Source organism: Synechococcus sp. W4D4 (genome assembly GCF_047716805.1).
Lineage (GTDB): Bacteria > Cyanobacteriota > Cyanobacteriia > PCC-6307 > Cyanobiaceae > Vulcanococcus.
Window position 1 is genome coordinate 183,761 of sequence record NZ_CP180404.1, and the last position, 18,673, is coordinate 202,433.

Sequence of the window (18,673 nt, forward strand, 5' to 3'; positions counted from 1 at the left end):
GACCGCGAATCAGCGGCCAACGCTGCGGTAGGGGACCTTGGAGAGGTAGTCGATGTCGGTGCCGCCGCGGGGGCTCGCACCACGCGCTGCCGGCATCGAACGCACCCAATCGGTGTAGTCCTGGATGTACCCACCACGACGTTGCTTGGCGCGTGCAGGAACGCTCTTTGCCGTGCCGGTGTAGACGATCTGCGGGAAGCCCAGGATTCCCCTGTAGTACTCGTCGTAGCGAGGGCTGGTGATGTTGAACGGGGTTTCGCCGAGCTCGCGGCCGGGCAGAACCCGGGCGCGCTGGTGGGGAACACAGTGGTAGCCGAAATTGTCGAGGTACTCCTCGCTGTCGAGGATCGTGTCGACCAGGCCTTCGACGCCGCGGGTGGCGATCACGATGGACCAGGCGATTTCCTCAGATTTTCCGTGGGTTTTGCGGCCCAGCAATTTCTCTACAAGGTGCTGAACCACCTTGTAATTGCTGTTCATCCCATAGAAGCTGCGCTTGAAGGTGTCAGAGAGACACAGGCCGCGGACGAAGTCGCGAACCGTGATCTGCCCGTTCTTGAGCTGGGATTCCAGGTATGGATTGCGGTCTGACTTGAAGGCGTGGAAGAAAACCTGGCGGTAGGCGCTATCGATAACGGTTTTGCAGTTCTCGCTATCGGTGGCGAATTCCATTGAATTCGCGCGCACCGTCTCGTCGGAGTTCACTCGGATGGGAGCGACCCTGTTGTTTTGAGTAGTGGGGGCGTACTCCAGAAGAGGGATGGCCACTCGAGCTTCGCAATCCAACCCAGTGACCCTAAGCGTGGTGTCGTTTCAGACACTGCCCGCGGGAGGCGAGGGATCACAGTCCGTAACGTTCCTGAGGACTCACCAGCCCAGGGGAGAGATCGCTCCCAAAGGCTCCTGCTTGACATGGCTCGACCCTTGTTTGGGGGCCGCCTCAACGTCGCATCGAATTTCCACGCAGAACGAAGCGTTGTTTGAGAGTCCCTCAACGGTGCTGCTGCGGACGCGCACATTGGGGCCCGCAAACGAGAAGCGCTCCCAGACGTTCATCGTTTCGTACCCGGTGCTCAGAAGTAGGCCGTTGTGCTCGTCCATCGAAAAATCAGAGCTGGCAGGGGCCTTCTCCGCATACCCCTGATCGCGCAGCAAGATTCCCGACCGGCCGCGTTCATCCGTGGGGATGAGGCCAAACAGGCTTTCGCCGGTGTGGTCCTCACCGGCTTTGTCCCAGGCCATCGATGCGCTCCAGCGCACCCAGCAGCCCCCCACAAGGCCGGCGGGATCCTGGCCGTGGAGTGCCGCGATCTCGGCGAGTCGCTTGTCGCTGCGCTCCAGCTCTTCCACCACGATGAGCGATCCACCGGCCTCGGCGCGTCGGTGCAACAGGTGATGGACGCTCCGTTGGGAGCGCCAGCGGCCGCAGCTCAGCTGGAAAAAGCTGAGGGCATCCTCGATTGCAAGGGTCACGGCGCCGGAACAGTTGTAGCGATGATCGCAAGCCGTAGTCGTCCATTGCAGCTGTGCTCAGCGGAGTCCTGGCGGCCCTGGCTGGTGCCCTCTGCTGGACCCTCGCCAGCAGCGTCTGGAGGCGGCTGCCCACGGCCTTGAGCGCCAGTCAGCTCAATCTGCTGAAAAATGGCCTTGCTCTCCTGTTGTTGCTCCCTTTGCTGGGCGCATCCGGTGCTGCTGCTCTTTGGCATGAGCCCCAGGCTTTGCTGCTGCTGGCTGCCAGTGGCGTTTTGGGGATCGCCATCGGCGACAGCCTGTTCTTTGCGGCCCTGCGCCGGATTGGCACCCGCCGCACCTTGACCCTCGATGCCGGAGGCCCTGCGGTGACGGCGCTCTTGGGGATGGCGGCCCTGGCGGAGCGCCCTAACCCGCTGCAATGGCTCGGGATTGCCCTGATCACCGCCGCCCTCTGGCTGGTGGCAGGACACGACTCCACGTCTCCTCGCTCAGGGGACTGGGGGTTGGGCGTCGCCCTGGCCCTGGGGGCCTTGGCCTGCGGCAGTGGTGGGGCCGTGCTGGCCCGGGCGGCGTTGCGTTCTGGCGCGATTGATCCCCTGCACGCAGCGGCCCTACGACTCTTGGCGGCGGCGCTGGTGCTGCTGCCGCTCCTGCCATCCCTGCTGCGTCGCCCCCAGGGTCCAAGGCCACTGCGGCGGCGCTGGCCGCTCGGGGTGCTCGCCACCTTGCTAGGGACCACCGCCGGGATTTCTCTGCAACAAACCGCCCTGCTGCATCTACCGGGGGCGTTGGCGGTGGCTCTGCTGGCGACGGCCCCGGTGATGGCCCTTCCGCTTGCTTCCCTCGAGGGCGACCATCCCGGATGGCGCGGCGTCTTTGCGGCCCTGCTGGGCCTGGCTGGTGTCAGTTGTGTGGTGGCTTAAGCCGGTCATCCGCTTTCTGTTGTCCCCAGCGCACCAGATCGGTGATCTCGAGCTGCAGCGGCGGTTTGCCGAGGTCGTTGCCAATGCTCGCGAGTTGGACTGAGGCCTTGCCCAACTGCTCCACCAGCACAGGAATAAAGGTGGGATCCACCGCAAGGTTGGGCTGACGTTCAGCCCAGGCGCTAAGCCTGATTCCTTCCGGTAGGTCTTCCCCCTGGGCGGCAGCCTGTTGCAAGCAGCGCAGGCTATGGGCCAGCAGGCGTAGGTGATGACGCTCGAGGGCGGGGAGCAGGGTGCTCTCCAGTTCGCTTAGGTCCTGTTCGCTCAGCACGACATCAGCATGGGGTGAGCCGGAAGCCGCAGGCCTGATTGCCCTCCAGCAGCCAGTGGACTCGATCGACTTGGCAGTCGGGAAAGGTGCGGCGAATGAGCTCCAGTTCCTGCTCGCAGACACAGGGGAATTGCTGAGCAATGGACTGGACCGAGCAGTGGAACTCGCTGAGCACCCAGCTGCTCTGGTCTGGCTCCGCGTGGAACTCGGCGACGTAACCCTCCCTTCGACGCAGTTCCACCAGGCGCTCCAGCCTCTCGAGCACGGTGCCTGCCCCAATTTCCTTTCGGTAGTTTTCCGACTTGTCGCTGGCCTGCCGCTCGAGCAGTTCCTCGACCATCCCGCTGGGCAGGTTGGCGGTCATTGAGTTCAGGAGTCCCAGGGCGAAGTGCTCGCTGCCGTTGGGGAAGCGCCCCCGACCGTTGTTGGTCAGCCGCCAGCGGTTGCTGGGCCGGCCCTGCCCCTCGCTGGAGGGGCTGGCTTCGACTAATCCCTCTTCTTCTAAAGAACGCAGATGGCGCCGCATCACCTGCACTGACACCTGCAGTGCCTCAGCAAGCTGGGCGGCGGTGCGTTCCCCTTGCCGCAACATCAGGCTCAGAGCGGCTTCGCGGGTAGGTGCCTGGGCGGAGACGCTCATGGTTTGAGGCGGTCAACCACACCATGCCACGGCTAAACGGGCACTGGCGAGTGCGGGCTCAAGCTTCCCGCCCCCGAATGGCGCCGGCAACGCGCAACAATGACTACTCACTGCTGACGGCCTTCGGCCTCTATCGTCGATTTACGAAACCACCACGTTTCGTAAATTGTTGATGGACGGGCCGCCAGCCTTCGCTGAGCGTCATCCGCGCCCAGCACGCACGTCCCAGCTTTGTCCTTGCGCTCATGTCTGCAGCCCCCTCCACGTCAGCCAGCGACAGCCTCGAGGTGATCCGCAAGTTTGCGGAGACCTACGCGCAGCGGACGGGAACCTATTTCTGCAGCGACCCCAGTGTCACTGCTGTTGTGCTGGAGGGTCTGGCCCGCCATAAGGATGAACTCGGTGGTGCCCTCTGCCCTTGCCGCCACTACGAAGACAAGGAAGCGGAAGTCGCTCAGGCCTTCTGGAACTGCCCGTGTGTGCCGATGCGTGAGCGCAAGGAGTGCCATTGCATGCTGTTCCTGACGGAGGACAACCCCTTCCGCGGTGAGAACCAGACCATCTCCATACAAGACGTCAAAGCCCATACGGGCGGTTGAGGCTCGACAATGAGTAACGCTCAGGCTGTTGGTGATTTAGTGAGTCAGCCGTACAAGTACGGCTTCGTCACTGATATTGAAACGGAGAAGATCGCCAAGGGCCTCAGCGAGGACGTTGTGCGTCTGATTTCCAGCAAGAAAGACGAGCCATCCTTCTTGCTGGACTTCCGACTGCGGGCTTATCGCCAGTGGCTCCAAATGGAGGAGCCTGACTGGGCTGCGCTGGGCTACCCGTCCATCGATTATCAGGACATCGTCTATTACGCAGCTCCGAAACAGCAAGACAAGAAGGCCAGCCTCGACGAGGTGGATCCGAAGCTGCTGGAAACCTTTGACAAGCTCGGTATCCCCCTGAGCGAGCAAAAGCGTCTGTCCAACGTCGCTGTTGATGCCGTCTTTGACAGCGTCTCGATCGCCACGACCTACAAGGAAAAGCTCGCTGAGCATGGGGTGGTCTTCTGCTCGATCAGTGAGGCCGTCAAGGAATACCCCGCATTAATCGAGCGCTACCTGGGGACCGTTGTCCCGAGTAATGACAATTACTTCGCGGCTCTCAATTCAGCGGTCTTCAGCGACGGCTCCTTTGTCTTCATTCCCAAAGGAGTGGAGTGTCCGATGGAGCTCTCCACCTACTTCCGGATCAACTCCGGGGACACCGGTCAGTTCGAGCGCACGCTGATCGTCGCCGAAGAGGGGGCTTCCGTCAGCTATCTCGAGGGCTGCACGGCACCCATGTTCGACACCAACCAACTGCATGCGGCAGTTGTTGAGCTCGTGGTGCTCGACGACGCTTCGATCAAATACTCAACCGTTCAGAACTGGTACGCCGGTGATGAGAACGGAGTGGGCGGCATCTACAACTTCGTGACCAAGCGCGGTCAGTGTCGCGGCGAGCGCAGCAAGATCAGTTGGACCCAAGTCGAAACCGGTTCGGCGATCACCTGGAAGTACCCCAGTTGCGTGCTGCAGGGCGCCGATTCGGTGGGCGAGTTCTACTCGGTGGCTCTGACCAACAACATGCAGCAGGCCGACACCGGCACCAAGATGATCCACGTGGGGCCCCGCACCCGCTCGACGATCGTCAGCAAGGGCATCAGCGCCGGATGCTCCTCCAACAGCTATCGCGGCCTGGTCCAGATCGGGCCCAAGGCCACTGGTGCCAAGAACTACAGCCAATGCGACTCGATGTTGATTGGCGATCAGGCCGCAGCCAATACCTATCCCTATATCCGTTCGCAGCAGCCCCAGGCCGCTGTCGAGCACGAGGCCAGCACCTGTCGGATCTCCGAGGATCAGCTGTTTTATCTCCAAAGCCGCGGCATCGGTTTTGAAGAGGCCGTCTCGATGATGGTCAGCGGCTTCTGCCGCGATGTCTTCAACCAGCTGCCGATGGAGTTCGCCGCTGAGGCCGACAAGTTGCTGGCCCTCAAGCTCGAGGGTTCGGTTGGTTAACGCCCACCTCTGACTGCGGCCCTGATGTGGTCGGTCGCCGCTCCATTCCTCCCTTTTCCTTTCGTTTCCCTTTCCAGTGATTCGCCCTGACGCTCCAGTGCTGCTTGAGATCCGGGATCTCCACGCTCGGGTGGAGGACAAGGAGATCCTCAAGGGCGTCAACCTGACGATTCGTGCGGGTGAGATCCATGCCGTGATGGGCCGCAATGGCAGCGGCAAGAGCACCCTCTCCAAAGTCTTGGCCGGTCATCCCGCTTACACCGTCACTGGCGGCAGCGTGACCTACCGCGGCGAGAACCTCCTGGAGTTGGATCCCGAGCAGCGGGCGCGCACGGGGGTGTTCCTGGGCTTCCAATACCCGGTTGAAATTCCTGGCGTGAGCAACCTGGAGTTTTTGCGGGTGGCCACCAATGCTCGCCGCACCGAGAAGGGCGAGGAGGAGCTCGACACCTTTGCTTTTGAGGATCTCGTTCGCGAGCGTCTCCAGGTGGTTCAGATGGATCCCGCGTTTCTGGATCGCTCGGTCAACGAGGGCTTCAGCGGCGGCGAGAAAAAGCGCAACGAGATCCTGCAGATGGCTCTGCTGGATCCCATGGTGGCGATCCTCGACGAGACCGATTCCGGCTTGGACATTGATGCTCTGCGCATCGTCGCCGGTGGGGTCAATCAGCTGGCAAGCCCCGACAACGCGACCCTTCTGATCACCCACTACCAGCGCCTGCTGGATGCCATCACTCCGGACTACGTCCACGTGATGGCAGCGGGTCGGATGCTGCGCACTGGAGGCAAAGAACTGGCTCTGGAACTGGAAGAGCGCGGCTATGACTGGGTTGACCAGGAATTGGCTGCAGCGGAGGTGGCCTGATGACCGCCAGCCTCAGCGCCCCCACTCACCGGGCAGCTTGGCTGGAGCAATGGCTCTCCCAGCTCCCACCGGCGTCGGGTGCCCTAGCCGCTGTGCAGCAGCGCGGTCGCGAAGCCCTAGCCGAACAGGGTGTGCCCTCCTCCCGCAGTGAGGACTGGCGGTTCACCGACCTCAGCCTCCTGCAAGGGATTCCACTCGGTGCCCCGAGCGCAGCGAACCCCACATCCGCCGCAGACGGTTCCGCTCTTAGTTTGCAGCTTGATGGCTGCAGCGACCCCCTGGCTGGGGTAGCCCTGCCGGACGGCCTGGAGCCCCTGACAGCCACGGAGATCGCCCAAGGGCTTGGCCACACCCTGGCGGCGACCAGCTGCCAGAACCACTGGCCGGTGGAACTCAACCAGGCCAGCGCCACCCAGGTGTTGGCCCTTCGGGTCAAGAGCCGTGCGTCAGCTGCTCTGGAGTTGGTCAGCGCCACCGCCTCGGGGATGTTGCCCCTGCGGATCCTGCTGGTGCTGGAGGAGAAGGCCCAACTCGATCTCTCGCAGCTGATTGAGGCCCAAGGGGCAGGGTTGGTCAGCTTGGTCATCGAAGCGCACCTGGCCCGCAGTGCCCAACTGCGCCATGGCCTGGTGGCCTTTGGCAGAAGCGAGGCCGCGCTGCTGAGCCATGTCGCGGTTGAGCAAGAGCCGGAGAGTCAGGCCGCCTTGAGCAATGTGGCGGTCGGTTGGGGATTAGCCCGCCATGAGCCTCGCTTGGTTCAGGTGGAGGGCCAGGCTCACTCGTCTCTACGGGGCTTGCAATTGGTGGGGGGGCAGCAGATCGCTGATACCCACAGCTTTGTGCAGTTTTCCGGCCCCGAAGGAGAGCTCGATCAGGTGCACAAAGCGGTGGCCGCCGGCCAGGGACGCAGCGTCTTCAACGGAGCGGTGCGCGTGCCTCGCGAAGCCCAGCAGACCAATGCGGCGCAGTTGAGCCGGAACCTGCTGCTCTCGGATCGCGCGCGGATCGACACCAAGCCCGAACTCGAGATCGTGGCTGACGACGTCAAGTGCGCCCACGGCGCCACGGTCAGCAGCCTGCAAACAGATGAGCTGTTCTATCTCCAGAGTCGCGGCATTGCTGCAGAGCAGGCCGCTGGGCTGTTGAAGCGCGCCTTCTGTGAAGAGGTCCTGCGCGCTCTGCCGGAGCCCGCTCGCCAGTGGTGCCCCTTGGATCAGCTGGAGCTGGAGTCGGCATGAGCAGTCCCACCAGCCTGATGAGCGTTCCTGCGGTGGATTTGGCGGCCCAGACCCGCCAGGATTTTCCGCTGTTGGCGCAGAAGGCTTGCTTGGGTCAGCCGTTGATCTACCTCGATCACGCCGCCACCAGCCAAAAGCCCCACCAGGTTTTAGAAGCGCTGCAGCACTACTACGACCACGACAACGCCAACGTCCACCGTGGTGCCCACCAGCTGAGCGCCCGCGCCACCGAGGGCTTTGAGGGTGCTCGCGCAAAGGCCGCCGCCTTTGTGGGCGCCTCGAGCCCGAACGAAATCGTCTTCACCCGCAATGCGAGTGAGGCCATCAACTTGGTGGCCCGCAGCTGGGGTGAGGCCAACCTCCGCCCTGGCGATGAGGTACTGCTGACGGTGATGGAGCACCACAGCAACCTGGTGCCTTGGCAACTGCTGGCGGATCGCACCGGCTGCGTGCTGCGCCACGCCGGACTGACTGAAAGCGGCGAGCTGGATCTGGAGGACCTGCGCAGCAAGATCACCGACCGCACTCGGCTGGTGAGCCTGGTGCAGGTCAGCAATACCCTGGGCTGCCTCAATCCGATCAGCCAGGTGGCGGCCCTAGCCCATGCCGCCGGTGCCCTCGTGCTGGTGGATGCCTGCCAGAGCCTTCCCCACCTGCCGGTCAACGTCAAGGAGCTGGACGCCGACTTTTTGGTGGGCAGCTCCCACAAGCTCTGCGGTCCCACGGGGATGGGATTCCTCTGGGGCAAAGAGGCCCTGCTGGAGGCCATGCCTCCCTTCCTCGGCGGCGGCGAGATGATCCAGGACGTCTACCTGGACCACAGCAGCTGGGCTGGGCTACCCCACAAATTTGAGGCCGGCACCCCCGCCATCGGTGAGGCGATCGGCATGGGCGCGGCCCTGGATTACCTCCAGGCCCTGGGGCTTGACCGCATCCACGCTTGGGAGCAGCAACTCACCTCCCATCTCTTCGCGCGTCTGCAGACCATTGATGGCCTGACGGTCCTCGGGCCCACGCCCGAGCAGCAGCCGGATCGGGCGGCCCTGGCGGCCTTCCACGTGGATGGTGTGCACGCCAACGACATCTCCGCCCTGCTGGATTCCGCTGGCATTTGTATCCGCAGCGGCCACCACTGCACCCAGCCCCTGCACCGCCACTACGGCCTCAGTGCTTCAGCGCGGGCCAGCCTGAGTTTCACCACGACGGTCGGGGAGATCGATCGCTTCGCGGATGAACTCCAGGGAACGATCAGTTTTCTGCGCGAGCACAGCTAGGTAGGCCTCAGAACGGCCATGGCCTCGGCGCTGTGGCTCCCTTGCCAGATCCACTGCCAATACCAGCCGGCCGCCGCGGCGACGGTTTCAATGGCGCCCCGCTCGGCAGGGAAGTCAAAGCGCTGAATGTGTCCCAAGACCGCCTGCCGTTGACCTGGGCTAAGGCTGCTCCAGCCCTTCACTCGATCCCCGTAGCGGGTCAGATAGGCCTCGCGGCTCTCCCCGGCTTGGCGGAAAACATCGATCCAGATCAAGCTCCCGCCAGGGGTGATGCGCCGGCGGCAGCCATCCAGCCAGCGCGCTTTCTCCGCGTCCTGGAGGTGATGCACCGCATAGCTGCTGTGGATGAGCTCCACTGGCGCTCCCTTGGGATCGCAGGCCCAGCCCAGAAGGTCACCCTCAATCCAGGAGCGGGGATAGGGCGCTCTCTCCAGGGCCGCTTCCGCCAGCGGCAGCACCTCGGCGCAGAGATCCAGACCGGTGTAATGACCAAGGGGCAGGGCCCGCAGCAGGGGCGCCAACAAGGCAAGATCGCCGCAGCCCAAATCCACCACACTCGGGGCCTTGGCTTCAGTGCAGCACTGCCGTAGTTGTTGCCCGCAGGCCAGGCTCATGGCCTGGTGCTCCATCAGGTCGTGATCCAGTACGGCCCGGTAGGTGGCCCACTGCTGTTGAAACAGGTCCATGACGCCGCCATCCCCCAGCGCCCCAACCCTATTTCTGGTGGTGCTGGGCGGCCGCACCGCCAGCAGCCTGATCGAGCTCCATGACGTCCGCTTTGTGGCCGGATCGAGCATCGACGCCACGATCCCGGAGCTCAAGCGCCAGTGGTTCGGGAGGCGTGAGGGTCTGCACCTAGATGCCTACATGGCCGTGCGATCGATCGATGGTTGGACGGTGGGCCTGGGGCTCGAGCCTGCCGCGCCCCGGCCCGAGAAGCTCTGGTTCGTCAACCTGGGCGCCTACCGCCCGGACTCCCTGGCGGAACTGCACCAGTTCGGTCTCGTGGTGGCCCGCACCTCCCAAACGGCCAAGGCCGTGGCGAAACGCCAGTGGCTCAAGGGAGCCCTGCAGCAACACAAGGACGACCTCTGCGCCGTGGATGACTGCCTGGCGATCGAGCAGCTGGAGCTGCTCGGCGGCGAGCGCTGGCATGTGCAGCTCAGCCCAGACCCCGCTGGGTTCAGTCAGCCCCAGGTGCCCGATTGGCAGGGCTATCGCCCGATCTGAGGGGGCCGGAGGGGATGATCGGTTCAGTCATCCGCCAGGGCAGCACCCATGAAGATCGACGGCCAGTCCTGGCGCACCATCTGGTTGGAAGAGGGTGGTCGCTCGGTGGGAGTCATCGATCAGACCCTGCTGCCCCACCGCTTCACCACCCGCAGCCTGAGCAGTTGCGATCAAGCAGCCGATGCCATCCGCACGATGGTCGTTCGCGGCGCGCCCTTGATCGGGGTGACCGGGGCCTACGGCCTGATGCTGGCCCTGCAGGTTGACCCCAGCGATGCCTCCCTGGCGGCGGCGTTTGAGCAGCTCAATGCCACCCGCCCGACGGCGGTGAACCTGCGCTGGGCCCTCGAGCGGGTCCGGGATCTCGTCGCGCCGTTGCCGCCCGAGCAGCGGGCTGAAGCGGCCCAGGCCGAAGCGGCGGCCATCGCCGATGAGGACGTGGCCATGTGCGAGGCCATCGGCGAACACGGCCTGGCGATCTTCCAGGAGTTGGCGGCGGCCCGTCCTGGGACGACCTTCAACGTCCTGACCCACTGCAATGCCGGTTGGCTGGCCACGGTGGACTGGGGCACGGCCCTCGCACCGATCTACAAGGCCCACCGCGCCGGGCTGGACATTCACGTCTGGGTTGATGAGACCCGCCCCCGCAACCAGGGCGCCTCGCTCACCGCCTACGAGCTCGGCCGCGAAGGGGTGCCCCACACCGTCATCGTCGATAACGCCGGTGGGCACCTCATGCAGCACGGTCAGGTGGATGCCGTGATCGTCGGGACTGACCGCACCACCCGCCGCGGCGATGTCTGCAACAAGATCGGGACCTATCTCAAAGCCCTGGCGGCCCGCGACAACGCCATCCCCTTCTATGTAGCGCTGCCGGCTTCCACGATCGACTGGCAGATCGATGACGGGGTCGCTGAGATTCCGATCGAGGCCCGAAGCCCCGAGGAGGTCACCCACATCCAGGGACGGGCCCCCGATGGGGGGATCACCAGCGTTCAGCTCAGCCCCGATGGCAGTCCGGGGTTCAATCCCGCGTTCGACGTCACCCCAGCCCGCCTGGTCACGGCTCTGATCACCGAGCGGGGTGTGGTCGCCGCCAGCGCAGATGGTCTCAAGGAGCTCTATGGCGATGTCTGATCAGGACCTGCGCGAGCAACTGGTCGACTGCGCCCGGCGCATGCAGGCCAGCGGAATCAACCAAGGCACCTCCGGCAACCTCTCGGTGCGCATCTCCGGCGGGATGCTCATTACCCCCAGCTCACTGGCCTACGAGCTGATGCAGCCCGAGGACTTGGTGGCACTCGATCTGAAGGGTCAGCCCCTGCAGATCCCCGCCGATGGCCGTCCCCAACGCAGGCCGTCATCGGAGTGGCGCCTGCATGCCGATGTCCTCGCCAGTCGCCCGGAGGTGCAGGCGGTGCTGCATTGCCACTCGATCCATGCCACCGCCTTGGCCTGCCATGGCCGGGACATCCCTCCGTTCCACTACATGACGGCGGTGGCCGGCGGCCATGACATTCGCTGCGCTCCCTACGCCACCTTTGGTACCCAGGCGCTCTCCGATGGGGTGGTTCAGGCCCTGGAGGGACGGCTGGCTTGCCTGATGGCTCAGCACGGCCAGGTGGCCGTGGGCCCGACCCTCGATAAGGCTCTCGCGTTGGCGGTGGAGGTGGAGACTCTGGCGCGGATTTACCTGCAGGCTTTGGCCTTGGGTGAACCGCCGCTGCTCAGCGCTGAGCAGATGGAGCAGGTGCGCCACCAGTTCCGCACCCTGCTCTACCGGGCCTCGTCTGGCTCCGGCAGCTGAGCGATCCAGAGTCCCGCTGCCCCGGCCAGCAGCATCACGGCTGCGCAGACCAGGGTCCAGACCGGCAGCCCCCAGCCAGACACGGCTAGGGGGGCCACCACCGTGATCACCCCGCCGGAGAGCAGGGGCTGCAGCAGCAGTTGCTTGAGCGAAAACGCCGGTAGGGCGTCGCTGTGATCGTCCGGATCCGCCATCCGCAAGAGCAGCAGGCCTGAGGCTGCGACACCGGTGGCTTGGCCGAATTCCACCAGAGCCCGCTCAAACCAGTCCTTCGGCAGCAGCTTGGGGGCCAGCCAGAGACAGATCAGCAGGTTCCAGGCCAACCCGGCTCCACCCAGCAGGGTGATCGGCAGCCAGTTGGCCCGGAGCAACTGCAGATTGAGCCCCGCGGTGGCCGAGGCGATCAGCAGATCGGCTGCCAGGGTGCTGACTTCGCTTTGAATCGGGGCAGAGGCCCAGTGGCTGCGTTCGCTGCGCTGCAGCAGCCAGCGCACCAGCAACGATCCCAGGATCGCCAGCGGGAACACCGGCAGGGCCTGCCCCACCGTGGCGACCCCGCCCCCGATCCAGCCGGTCACGAGTCGCAGCAGCTGGAGCAGCACCCAGCCCACGGCTACGGCGATCCCCACCAGGCCCAGGTTGCAGAGCCAAGCGGCCCAGGGGCTGCTGGGAGCTTCAGCCCCGTCCTCTGGTGTTGGCGAGATCTGCACGGACTCTGGGGCCAGGTCGGCGACCAGCCATCCCCGCGCCCGCCCGAGCACCACCACCAAGCCGCCGATCAAGGTGGAGGAGAGCAGGCCGACCGTGGCCAGGGCCAGTCCCAGGTCTTGGCCGCTCTCAAACCCCAGGGCCGCATAGCTCGCCCCCATGGCCGCAGCGGAGCCGTGGCCCCCTTCAAAGGCCACTTCGATTAAGCAGGCCATCACCGGGCTGAATCCCAATAAGGGCTGCAGCACCAGCAGTACCGCCAGGCCCGCCACCACGTACTGACCGAAGGCCAGGACCAGGGCCAACGAGACATGGCCGCTTACTGGCTTCAATACTCCCGCGAGCTTGGGCAGTGGTTTGCCCAGCATCAAAGAGCCGAAGACCAAGGTCAGCAGCACCAAGGGCAGTTGGGCCCAGAGCTCCATCAAGTGCTCAGGCAGCAGCGGGAAGGGTCCCTTGGGGGCCACCAGTAGCCCCAACACGCCTGCGACCAGTGCTTCCGGGATGCCCCAGAGCTGCAGCTGAAGCCGCCGGCCGATGGCCCGACCCGTCGCCAGGATCGCTGCCAGAACGCCTCCAGCTAGGACCAGCCAGCTGATCCCATCAAAGAGATCACTGCTCCACAGTCCCGGCAGGAGCTCGGCCATCAAAGGGCGAAGTGTGTTCGGAAGAAGGCTTCGGTTGCCTCCAGCACCTCGATCTGGGTGCTGCCCTTGCGGAACCCATGACCCTCCTCAGGAAACAGGCGCACCTCCACTGGGATGCCTTTGCGGCGCAGGGCTTCAGCCATCCGCTCGGTTTGCTCCGGCGGAACCACCACGTCCTCGAGGCCTTGGAAGAAGATCACCGGGCAGCTCATCCGCTCGGCGTGGTTCAAGGGGGAGCGGGCGGCGTAGGTCTCGCGCGCCTCAGGCCAAGGACCGACCAGTCCATCGAGGTAGCGGGCTTCAAAGCGATGGGTGTCCTCCGCCAGGGCGCTGAGGTCGGCGACGCCGTAGCGGCTCGCACCGGCGCTGAAGCGGTCGCTGAAGCACAGGGCCGCCAGGGTGGTGAAGCCCCCGGCGCTGCCCCCTTCAATCGCCACCCGCTGCGGGTGGGCCTGCCCTTGATCGATGACGGCCTGGGCCGCGGCAGCGCAGTCGGCGACATCCACCACGCCCCATTGGCCGTTGAGCCGTTCGCGGTAGGCCCGCCCAAACCCGGTGGATCCGCCGTAATTCACATCGACCACACCCCAGCCGCGGCTGGTCCAGAACTGGATGGCCAGATTCAGCCCGGTGCGGGCCATCGCAGTGGGGCCGCTGTGGCTTTTCACTAGCAATGGCGCCTCGCCATGGCCTCCGCCGGCTGGGGGGTAGTACCAGGCCTGGGTGCCTTGGCCGCCGTGGCCGTTAAACCAGAGTTCCTGGGGCTGGCTGATGGCCTCCGGCGCGATCGGGCAGGGGGCTGCCGCTCGATGGCTCCACTGGCCGTTGCTCAGGTCGACCTCCAGCAGCCCCGATGGCTGGGTTGGGCTACTGGCGATGCAAGCGAGCTGGCCCCCCTCGGCGCAGAGCCCCGCTAGATCGCTGCAGGGTTGCTCGATCAGCTGCCACTGGCGGCCCTTGATTTCCCCGAGCTCCCAGCGGCCTTGGCGGCAGGCGATGGCCAGCAGCCTCTCTCCATCCCAGGCATGGGTGCTCATGCCAAAGACCCACTGGGGCATGGCGAACTCGGCCTCCAGGTTCAGCAGGGGTTCCCAGCTGGGCTCCCTGAGGCTGGACTGCTCGGCTGTGGACCACTGCTCGAGATTCCAAAACCCGCTGCGGTCATTGGCGACCACAAGATCGCTCCCCGCCCAGATCGGCTGAAACACCGAGATCGCCTGGGCGTCTTGGGGGCTGGCGCCGGCGACCCGTTGGCCTGGGCTCAGCTGGCCCGACCCATCGACGTCCGCCAGCCAGAGGCTGCTGCAGTCCCAGGGCATGGCCGGTTGCTGCCATTCCACCCAGGCCAAGCGCGATCCGTTGGGGCTGAGGGCGGGGTAGCCGCAGAAGTCCGCGGGTTGGTGCAGGGAAAGGAGCTCCCCACCCTCCAGGGGCAGCGCCACCAACTGATCGATGCCATCCCGTTCCAGAACGCCAATCCAGCGGTCCTGCAGTGGGTCGATCAGGCCGCCCCCCAGGGCTCCGTCAAAGCGGTCACCTGGCGGTGTGAGCAGGCGCTGAGGCTCGGCTCCCGGCTGATCGAGATCTAGGCGCCAAAGGCAGCGGTCACCGTCATGAACGAAGACCGCCACGGCCTCCCCATTGGCGCGCTGGCCGATGGCACAGGGGCCGCCGCCATATTCATGGACGCGGCAGCGCAAATTCCAATCGCCTGGCGTTCGTTCGCTGGCCTCCTCGTTCTGCGCCGATCGCCCCATCAAGGTGGTGCGTCCCTGTTCGTGGGGACGCTGCTCCAGCCAATAGAGCGCTCCACCCAGCAGCACAGGCTCCTTGAGGCTTGGGGTTTTCCCCAGCACGACCTCTGCTGACAGGGGAGTGAGCGTGGCTTGAGGGGGCAGGCTCAACGGAACAGGCTGATTAGGCCTCCTAGAATCGCTGTTCGCAACGCCGTTGAGGACACGTCTTGGCCAATAGCTTCGCCAAGTTGGCGCGCTCGGCTGAGCTCTCAGGACGCCTGCAGGTGTCCAAGGAGCCCATCGAGAATCCTCCTTACGACATCCACAAGTTGGGTGATGAAGCTCTGCGTGAGCCTGCGCGGCGCATCGGCAAGGTGGATGACGCGGTCCGCAAGTTGGCCACCGACATGCTTGTGAGCATGTACGCCGCCAAAGGCATTGGCCTGGCCGCTCCGCAGATTGGCGTGAACCAACAACTGTTGGTGATCGACCTTGAGCTGGAGGACCCCAACAGCCCTCCCCTGGTTTTGATCAACCCGGAGATCACCGCTGTCGGTGGCGGTCTCTGCACCTATGAGGAGGGTTGCTTGAGCATCCCCGGGGTTTATTTGGATGTGGTCCGCCCCAGCGTGGTGGATGTCAGCTACCGCGATGCCTTTGGCCGCCCCAAGCGGATGAAGGCCGATGGCCTGATGGCCCGTTGCATCCAGCACGAGATGGATCACCTCAATGGGGTGCTGTTCGTTGATCGGGTGACCGACGAGGAGAAGCTGCTGGAAGGATTGAAGGAAAAGGGGTTTGATCGCTCCGACGTTCACACCATCGCCTGAGCCATTTGTTATGCCGATGAAACCCCTGGCGGGACTGTTCCTTGCCCTGGCCTGCATTTTGGGTATCGCCGCCACCGGATCGGTGTTCGAGTTGGCCTACGGCGATCCCGAGTTGGGGGTCACCACCACCGGCACGATCCTGGGCCTGTCCCTGCCCGGAACAGTGATCAGCTTGCTGGTGGCGATCCGGATCAATAAGCCGGCCTGAGGGACTGGCGCAGCTGCCGATCACTTTTACGATCAGCCCCTGCCCACTCAATCGACTCTGTGTTTTCTCTGGTCCGAACCCTGGCTGCACTGCTTCCGGTCGCTGGCCTGATGGCTGCGCCCCTGCAGGCCAAGGCGTTGTTCGACGCTGTGGAGGTGGACCAGGCCAAGTTCGTCATCGTCGCCGCTCCGATCGGCACTGGCGAGCGGGCCCAGCTGAACATCTACGAACAGCGCAAGGACACGCGGCCCTGTTACGCCCTGGCGGAGGAGGGGCCAGTCAAGGTCGACCCGCTGCTCTCCGGGTTTGACTTCACGGGGATCTGCAGCCGTTACATCGACGGCAACGGCTATTCCCTGCGGGTTGGGGAGGACGACCTGGCCAGCACCTACCGCATCAGCGTGGTGCGGGAGAAGGGCGACAACGTGTTGATGGCCTTCCCGTCCAAGCCCAGTGCTGGCCCGGAGATGGTGATCGCCCGTACCGGTGGGCACAGCCAAAACACCGACTACCTTTTGCTGCAGCCCGAGCCCGGCTGGAAGTTGATGCGGCGCCAGTTTGGGGGACGGAACCTCGGTCACGTTTACATCTATCGGGAGAGTTGGCCCGTGGCCGAGCAGCCCTCCACGACGGGCGATCAGTCGTCTCCTGACCCTGGGGTCCCCGGTCTTTGGTGAGCCCTCCTTCCTCCCCTGGGATGGGATGGAGAGCGCTTGCTACCATCTTCAAACTGCAAAATTCCTAGATCGGTTTTATGACCCAGGTCACCGTCGGCGAGAACGAGGGCATTGAATCGGCTCTGCGCCGCTTCAAGCGCCAGGTCTCCAAGGCTGGGATCTTTGCCGATCTCAAGCGCCTGCGTCACCACGAGACCCCCGTCGAGAAGTACAAGCGCAAGGCCCAACAGCGTCGTCGCCGTCGCTGAGCTTCGTCTTCAGCACAAACCTCCTAGCGGAAATCGGTGTTTTTACCGATTTCCGCTTTTTTCATGGCTACCAATGATGGAGAAAGTCCTCCGTCAAGGTGCGCTGTGAAGCAGTTAATCCGTGCCATCAACCGCTGGTTTGGCAACAGCGTGGGCAATGCCTTCGGCAACCCCCTCGAAGAGCGGCAGCACCAGCCCCCCAATGTGGGCTTTCAGCCCTTTCGCGATACCCCGCCCCACAAGCACTAGGGCATAAAGCTTCGGTAGGTCAGGGCCTCAGCCACGGCTGAGCTCCCGACCTGGCTCTCGCCATCGAGATCGGCAATGGTGCGAGCCACGCTCAGCAGTCGTTGACCGCTGCGGGCCGACAGCGCTCGAGCCGCCATGACCTGCTGCCAGAGGGCCAGTGCGTCCTCGGCCAGCTGAGCCCGCTCGCGTAGATCTCGAGTGCAGAGCCTGTGGTTGCTGAGCCCTTTGGGATTGCGGTTCTCCATGCGCTGGCGCGCCTGTTCGATTCGCTTGGCGACGCAGGCCGTGGATTCCGGCAGAGGTAGGGAGCTGGGGGCGCCATAGCCCTGCAGCAGGATCTCCGCGGGTACGCGTTGCATCACCACCTGCAGGTCAATGCGATCGAGTAGCGGGCCCGAGAGGCGTCCCCAGTAGCGCTGGCGCTCTGAGGCGGTGCAGCTGCAGTCGTGCTCTGGGTCGCCATACCATCCGCAGGGGCATGGGTTTGTAGCGGCCACCAGGCTGATGCAGCAGGGGTAGTGCAGCTGCTGTTTGGCCCGGCTCAGCCGCAACGCGCCTTGTTCAAGCGGTTGCCGCAGTTGGTTGAGGACATCCCTGCGAAATTCCCCGAGTTCATCGAGGAACAGCACGCCGCGGTGGGCCAGTGCCAATTCCCCGGGTCTGGGGGAACTGCCACCACCCAAGAGGGCTGCACTCGAGCAGCTGTGGTGCGGGCTACGAAAGGGCCGTTCGTGGATCAATCCGCCCTGCTGTTCCAGTTCTCCCGCCACGGAATAGAGCTGGGTGATTTCGAGTTGCTCCGGGGGGCTGAGGGGCGGGAGCAGCCCCGCCAGGCTTTGGGCGAGCAGGGTCTTGCCGCTGCCGGGCGGGCCCACAAGCAACAGGTGATGGCCACCTGCTGCCGCGATTTCCAGGGCGCGCCGGCCATGGGCCTGGCCCTGCACATCCTGCAGATCGACTGGGGCAGGCTTGGGCCGCGGCTTGATCCCTGAGGGCGGCAGAGAACTGGGTTTGTAGTTCGGCTGCAGGGCCTCCAGGGCTTGGTTGAGGCTGCCGGCTGGCCGCACGTCCAGTCCTTTCACCAAGCAGGCTTCGTCCCGATTGTCTAGGGGCACGAGCAGGGCTCGGGCCCCTGCACGGTGGGCGGCCAGGGCGATGGATAGGGCTCCGCGGATGGGGCGCAACTGCCCATCAAGCCCGAGTTCGCCGCAGCTCCAGATCCCCTTCAGTTGGCTGGGATCCAGTTGGCCGCTGGCGCAGGTCAGGGCCAGGGCGATGGGTAGATCAAAGCTGGGACCCTGTTTGCGGCGGTCCGCCGGTGCCAGGCTGACGATGACTCGCGAGAGGGGAAGCCGTAGCCCGCTGTTGCGGAGGGCCGAGCGCACCCGCTCTCGGGATTCCTGAACGGCCGCATCGGCCAGTCCGACGATGACCAGGGCCGGTAGGCCCGGGGCCAGATCCACCTCCACTTGGACGGGATAGGCCTCGATTCCCGCTAACGCGGCGGTGCTTGATCGTGCCAGCATCAGCGAACGGAC

The 18,673-nt window shown here is 64.7% G+C and carries 22 protein-coding genes; 14 read left to right on the forward strand and 8 right to left on the reverse strand.

Translation table 11 applies throughout. From position 1 onward, the window contains the following. Positions 1-9 precede the first annotated feature (9 nt). Entirely contained in the window at positions 10-768 is a 759-nt protein-coding gene (locus ACLM42_RS00970; RefSeq protein ID WP_247911756.1) for a phycobilisome rod-core linker polypeptide, read from the reverse strand. A 99-nt stretch (positions 769-867) separates the two neighbouring features. Continuing rightward, positions 868-1,473: a phycobiliprotein lyase gene (locus tag ACLM42_RS00975; protein ID WP_247911755.1), complete on the reverse strand. Its 606-nt coding sequence runs from the start codon at positions 1,471-1,473 to the stop codon at positions 868-870. Positions 1,474-1,526: 53 nt separating this feature from the next. Here ACLM42_RS00975 and ACLM42_RS00980 point away from each other — a divergent pair, with 53 nt between their 5' ends. Continuing rightward, complete coding sequence (locus ACLM42_RS00980; protein ID WP_415399449.1) at positions 1,527-2,396, forward strand: EamA family transporter; 870 nt, start codon at positions 1,527-1,529, stop codon at positions 2,394-2,396. Here the strand turns inward: ACLM42_RS00980 and ACLM42_RS00985 are convergent. Next, complete coding sequence (locus tag ACLM42_RS00985) at positions 2,377-2,727, reverse strand: hypothetical protein (protein WP_415399450.1); 351 nt, start codon at positions 2,725-2,727, stop codon at positions 2,377-2,379. The two genes, ACLM42_RS00980 and ACLM42_RS00985, sit on opposite strands and share 20 nt — an antisense overlap. A gap of 4 nt (positions 2,728-2,731) precedes the next feature. Beyond that, the gene (gene sufR / locus ACLM42_RS00990) at positions 2,732-3,367 is read right to left on the reverse strand and encodes an iron-sulfur cluster biosynthesis transcriptional regulator SufR (protein WP_247911752.1); all 636 of its coding nucleotides are present in this window, start codon (positions 3,365-3,367) and stop codon (positions 2,732-2,734) included. A gap of 245 nt (positions 3,368-3,612) precedes the next feature. Between sufR and ACLM42_RS00995 the strand changes: the two genes are divergently transcribed. The 5 genes from ACLM42_RS00995 to ACLM42_RS01015 all read left to right on the forward strand — a co-directional run bounded on the left by ACLM42_RS00995 (position 3,613) and on the right by ACLM42_RS01015 (position 8,795). After that, on the forward strand, positions 3,613-3,966 hold the full coding sequence (locus tag ACLM42_RS00995; RefSeq protein ID WP_415399451.1) for a ferredoxin-thioredoxin reductase catalytic domain-containing protein: 354 nt from the start codon (positions 3,613-3,615) through the stop codon (positions 3,964-3,966). A gap of 9 nt (positions 3,967-3,975) precedes the next feature. Further along, a complete protein-coding gene (sufB, locus tag ACLM42_RS01000) occupies positions 3,976-5,418 on the forward strand; it encodes a Fe-S cluster assembly protein SufB (protein WP_415399452.1) in 1,443 nt (480 codons plus the stop codon). A gap of 76 nt (positions 5,419-5,494) precedes the next feature. After that, positions 5,495-6,283, forward strand: a complete 789-nt coding sequence (sufC, locus tag ACLM42_RS01005; protein ID WP_247911749.1) for a Fe-S cluster assembly ATPase SufC — start codon at positions 5,495-5,497, stop codon at positions 6,281-6,283. After that, positions 6,283-7,521 carry a Fe-S cluster assembly protein SufD gene (sufD, locus tag ACLM42_RS01010; protein WP_415399453.1) on the forward strand — a complete coding sequence of 413 codons (1,239 nt, stop codon included), beginning with the start codon at positions 6,283-6,285 and terminating at the stop codon, positions 7,519-7,521. The genes sufC and sufD overlap by 1 nt, the downstream gene beginning before the upstream one ends. Further along, on the forward strand, positions 7,518-8,795 hold the full coding sequence (locus tag ACLM42_RS01015) for a SufS family cysteine desulfurase (RefSeq protein WP_415399454.1): 1,278 nt from the start codon (positions 7,518-7,520) through the stop codon (positions 8,793-8,795). The genes sufD and ACLM42_RS01015 overlap by 4 nt, the downstream gene beginning before the upstream one ends. Here the strand turns inward: ACLM42_RS01015 and ACLM42_RS01020 are convergent. Then, entirely contained in the window at positions 8,792-9,481 is a 690-nt protein-coding gene (locus ACLM42_RS01020) for a class I SAM-dependent methyltransferase (RefSeq protein WP_415399455.1), read from the reverse strand. The two genes, ACLM42_RS01015 and ACLM42_RS01020, sit on opposite strands and share 4 nt — an antisense overlap. Here ACLM42_RS01020 and ACLM42_RS01025 point away from each other — a divergent pair. Genes ACLM42_RS01025 through ACLM42_RS01035 form a run of 3 tightly spaced genes read left to right on the forward strand, consistent with a single transcriptional unit; the run spans position 9,480 to position 11,832 of the window. Then, positions 9,480-10,025, forward strand: a complete 546-nt coding sequence (locus ACLM42_RS01025; RefSeq protein WP_415399456.1) for a DUF1543 domain-containing protein — start codon at positions 9,480-9,482, stop codon at positions 10,023-10,025. The genes ACLM42_RS01020 and ACLM42_RS01025 overlap by 2 nt on opposite strands. A 48-nt stretch (positions 10,026-10,073) precedes the next feature. Further along, a complete protein-coding gene (gene mtnA / locus ACLM42_RS01030) occupies positions 10,074-11,162 on the forward strand; it encodes an S-methyl-5-thioribose-1-phosphate isomerase (protein WP_415399457.1) in 1,089 nt (362 codons plus the stop codon). Further along, positions 11,155-11,832 (forward strand): class II aldolase/adducin family protein, encoded by a 678-nt coding sequence (locus ACLM42_RS01035; RefSeq protein ID WP_415399458.1) that lies wholly within the window; start codon positions 11,155-11,157, stop codon positions 11,830-11,832. The genes mtnA and ACLM42_RS01035 overlap by 8 nt, the downstream gene beginning before the upstream one ends. On the opposite strand, the gene ACLM42_RS01040 is transcribed toward ACLM42_RS01035, so the two are convergent. Both ACLM42_RS01040 and ACLM42_RS01045 read right to left on the reverse strand, forming a co-directional pair. After that, entirely contained in the window at positions 11,802-13,187 is a 1,386-nt protein-coding gene (locus ACLM42_RS01040; protein ID WP_415399459.1) for a sodium/glutamate symporter, read from the reverse strand. The genes ACLM42_RS01035 and ACLM42_RS01040 overlap by 31 nt on opposite strands. Continuing rightward, a complete protein-coding gene (locus ACLM42_RS01045) occupies positions 13,187-15,091 on the reverse strand; it encodes a S9 family peptidase (protein WP_415399460.1) in 1,905 nt (634 codons plus the stop codon). Before ACLM42_RS01045 ends, ACLM42_RS01040 begins: the two co-directional genes overlap by 1 nt. Positions 15,092-15,150: 59 nt before the next feature. Between ACLM42_RS01045 and def the strand changes: the two genes are divergently transcribed. The 5 genes from def (at position 15,151) to ACLM42_RS01070 (ending at position 17,135) form a co-directional block, all read left to right on the forward strand. Then, a complete protein-coding gene (gene def / locus ACLM42_RS01050) occupies positions 15,151-15,753 on the forward strand; it encodes a peptide deformylase (protein WP_247911740.1) in 603 nt (200 codons plus the stop codon). A gap of 10 nt (positions 15,754-15,763) precedes the next feature. Continuing rightward, a complete protein-coding gene (locus tag ACLM42_RS01055; RefSeq protein WP_247911739.1) occupies positions 15,764-15,961 on the forward strand; it encodes a hypothetical protein in 198 nt (65 codons plus the stop codon). Between the two features lie 59 nt (positions 15,962-16,020). Next, entirely contained in the window at positions 16,021-16,638 is a 618-nt protein-coding gene (locus tag ACLM42_RS01060; protein ID WP_415399461.1) for a DUF3747 domain-containing protein, read from the forward strand. A gap of 77 nt (positions 16,639-16,715) precedes the next feature. Beyond that, positions 16,716-16,886 carry a 30S ribosomal protein S21 gene (gene rpsU, locus ACLM42_RS01065; protein ID WP_010304532.1) on the forward strand — a complete coding sequence of 57 codons (171 nt, stop codon included), beginning with the start codon at positions 16,716-16,718 and terminating at the stop codon, positions 16,884-16,886. Between the two features lie 105 nt (positions 16,887-16,991). Continuing rightward, positions 16,992-17,135, forward strand: coding sequence for a hypothetical protein (locus tag ACLM42_RS01070; protein ID WP_247911737.1), 144 nt, complete (start codon positions 16,992-16,994; stop codon positions 17,133-17,135). Here ACLM42_RS01070 and ACLM42_RS01075 read toward each other — a convergent pair. Further along, the gene (locus tag ACLM42_RS01075) at positions 17,132-18,661 is read right to left on the reverse strand and encodes a YifB family Mg chelatase-like AAA ATPase (RefSeq protein ID WP_415399462.1); all 1,530 of its coding nucleotides are present in this window, start codon (positions 18,659-18,661) and stop codon (positions 17,132-17,134) included. The genes ACLM42_RS01070 and ACLM42_RS01075 overlap by 4 nt on opposite strands. Between the last annotated feature and the right edge of the window lie 12 nt (positions 18,662-18,673).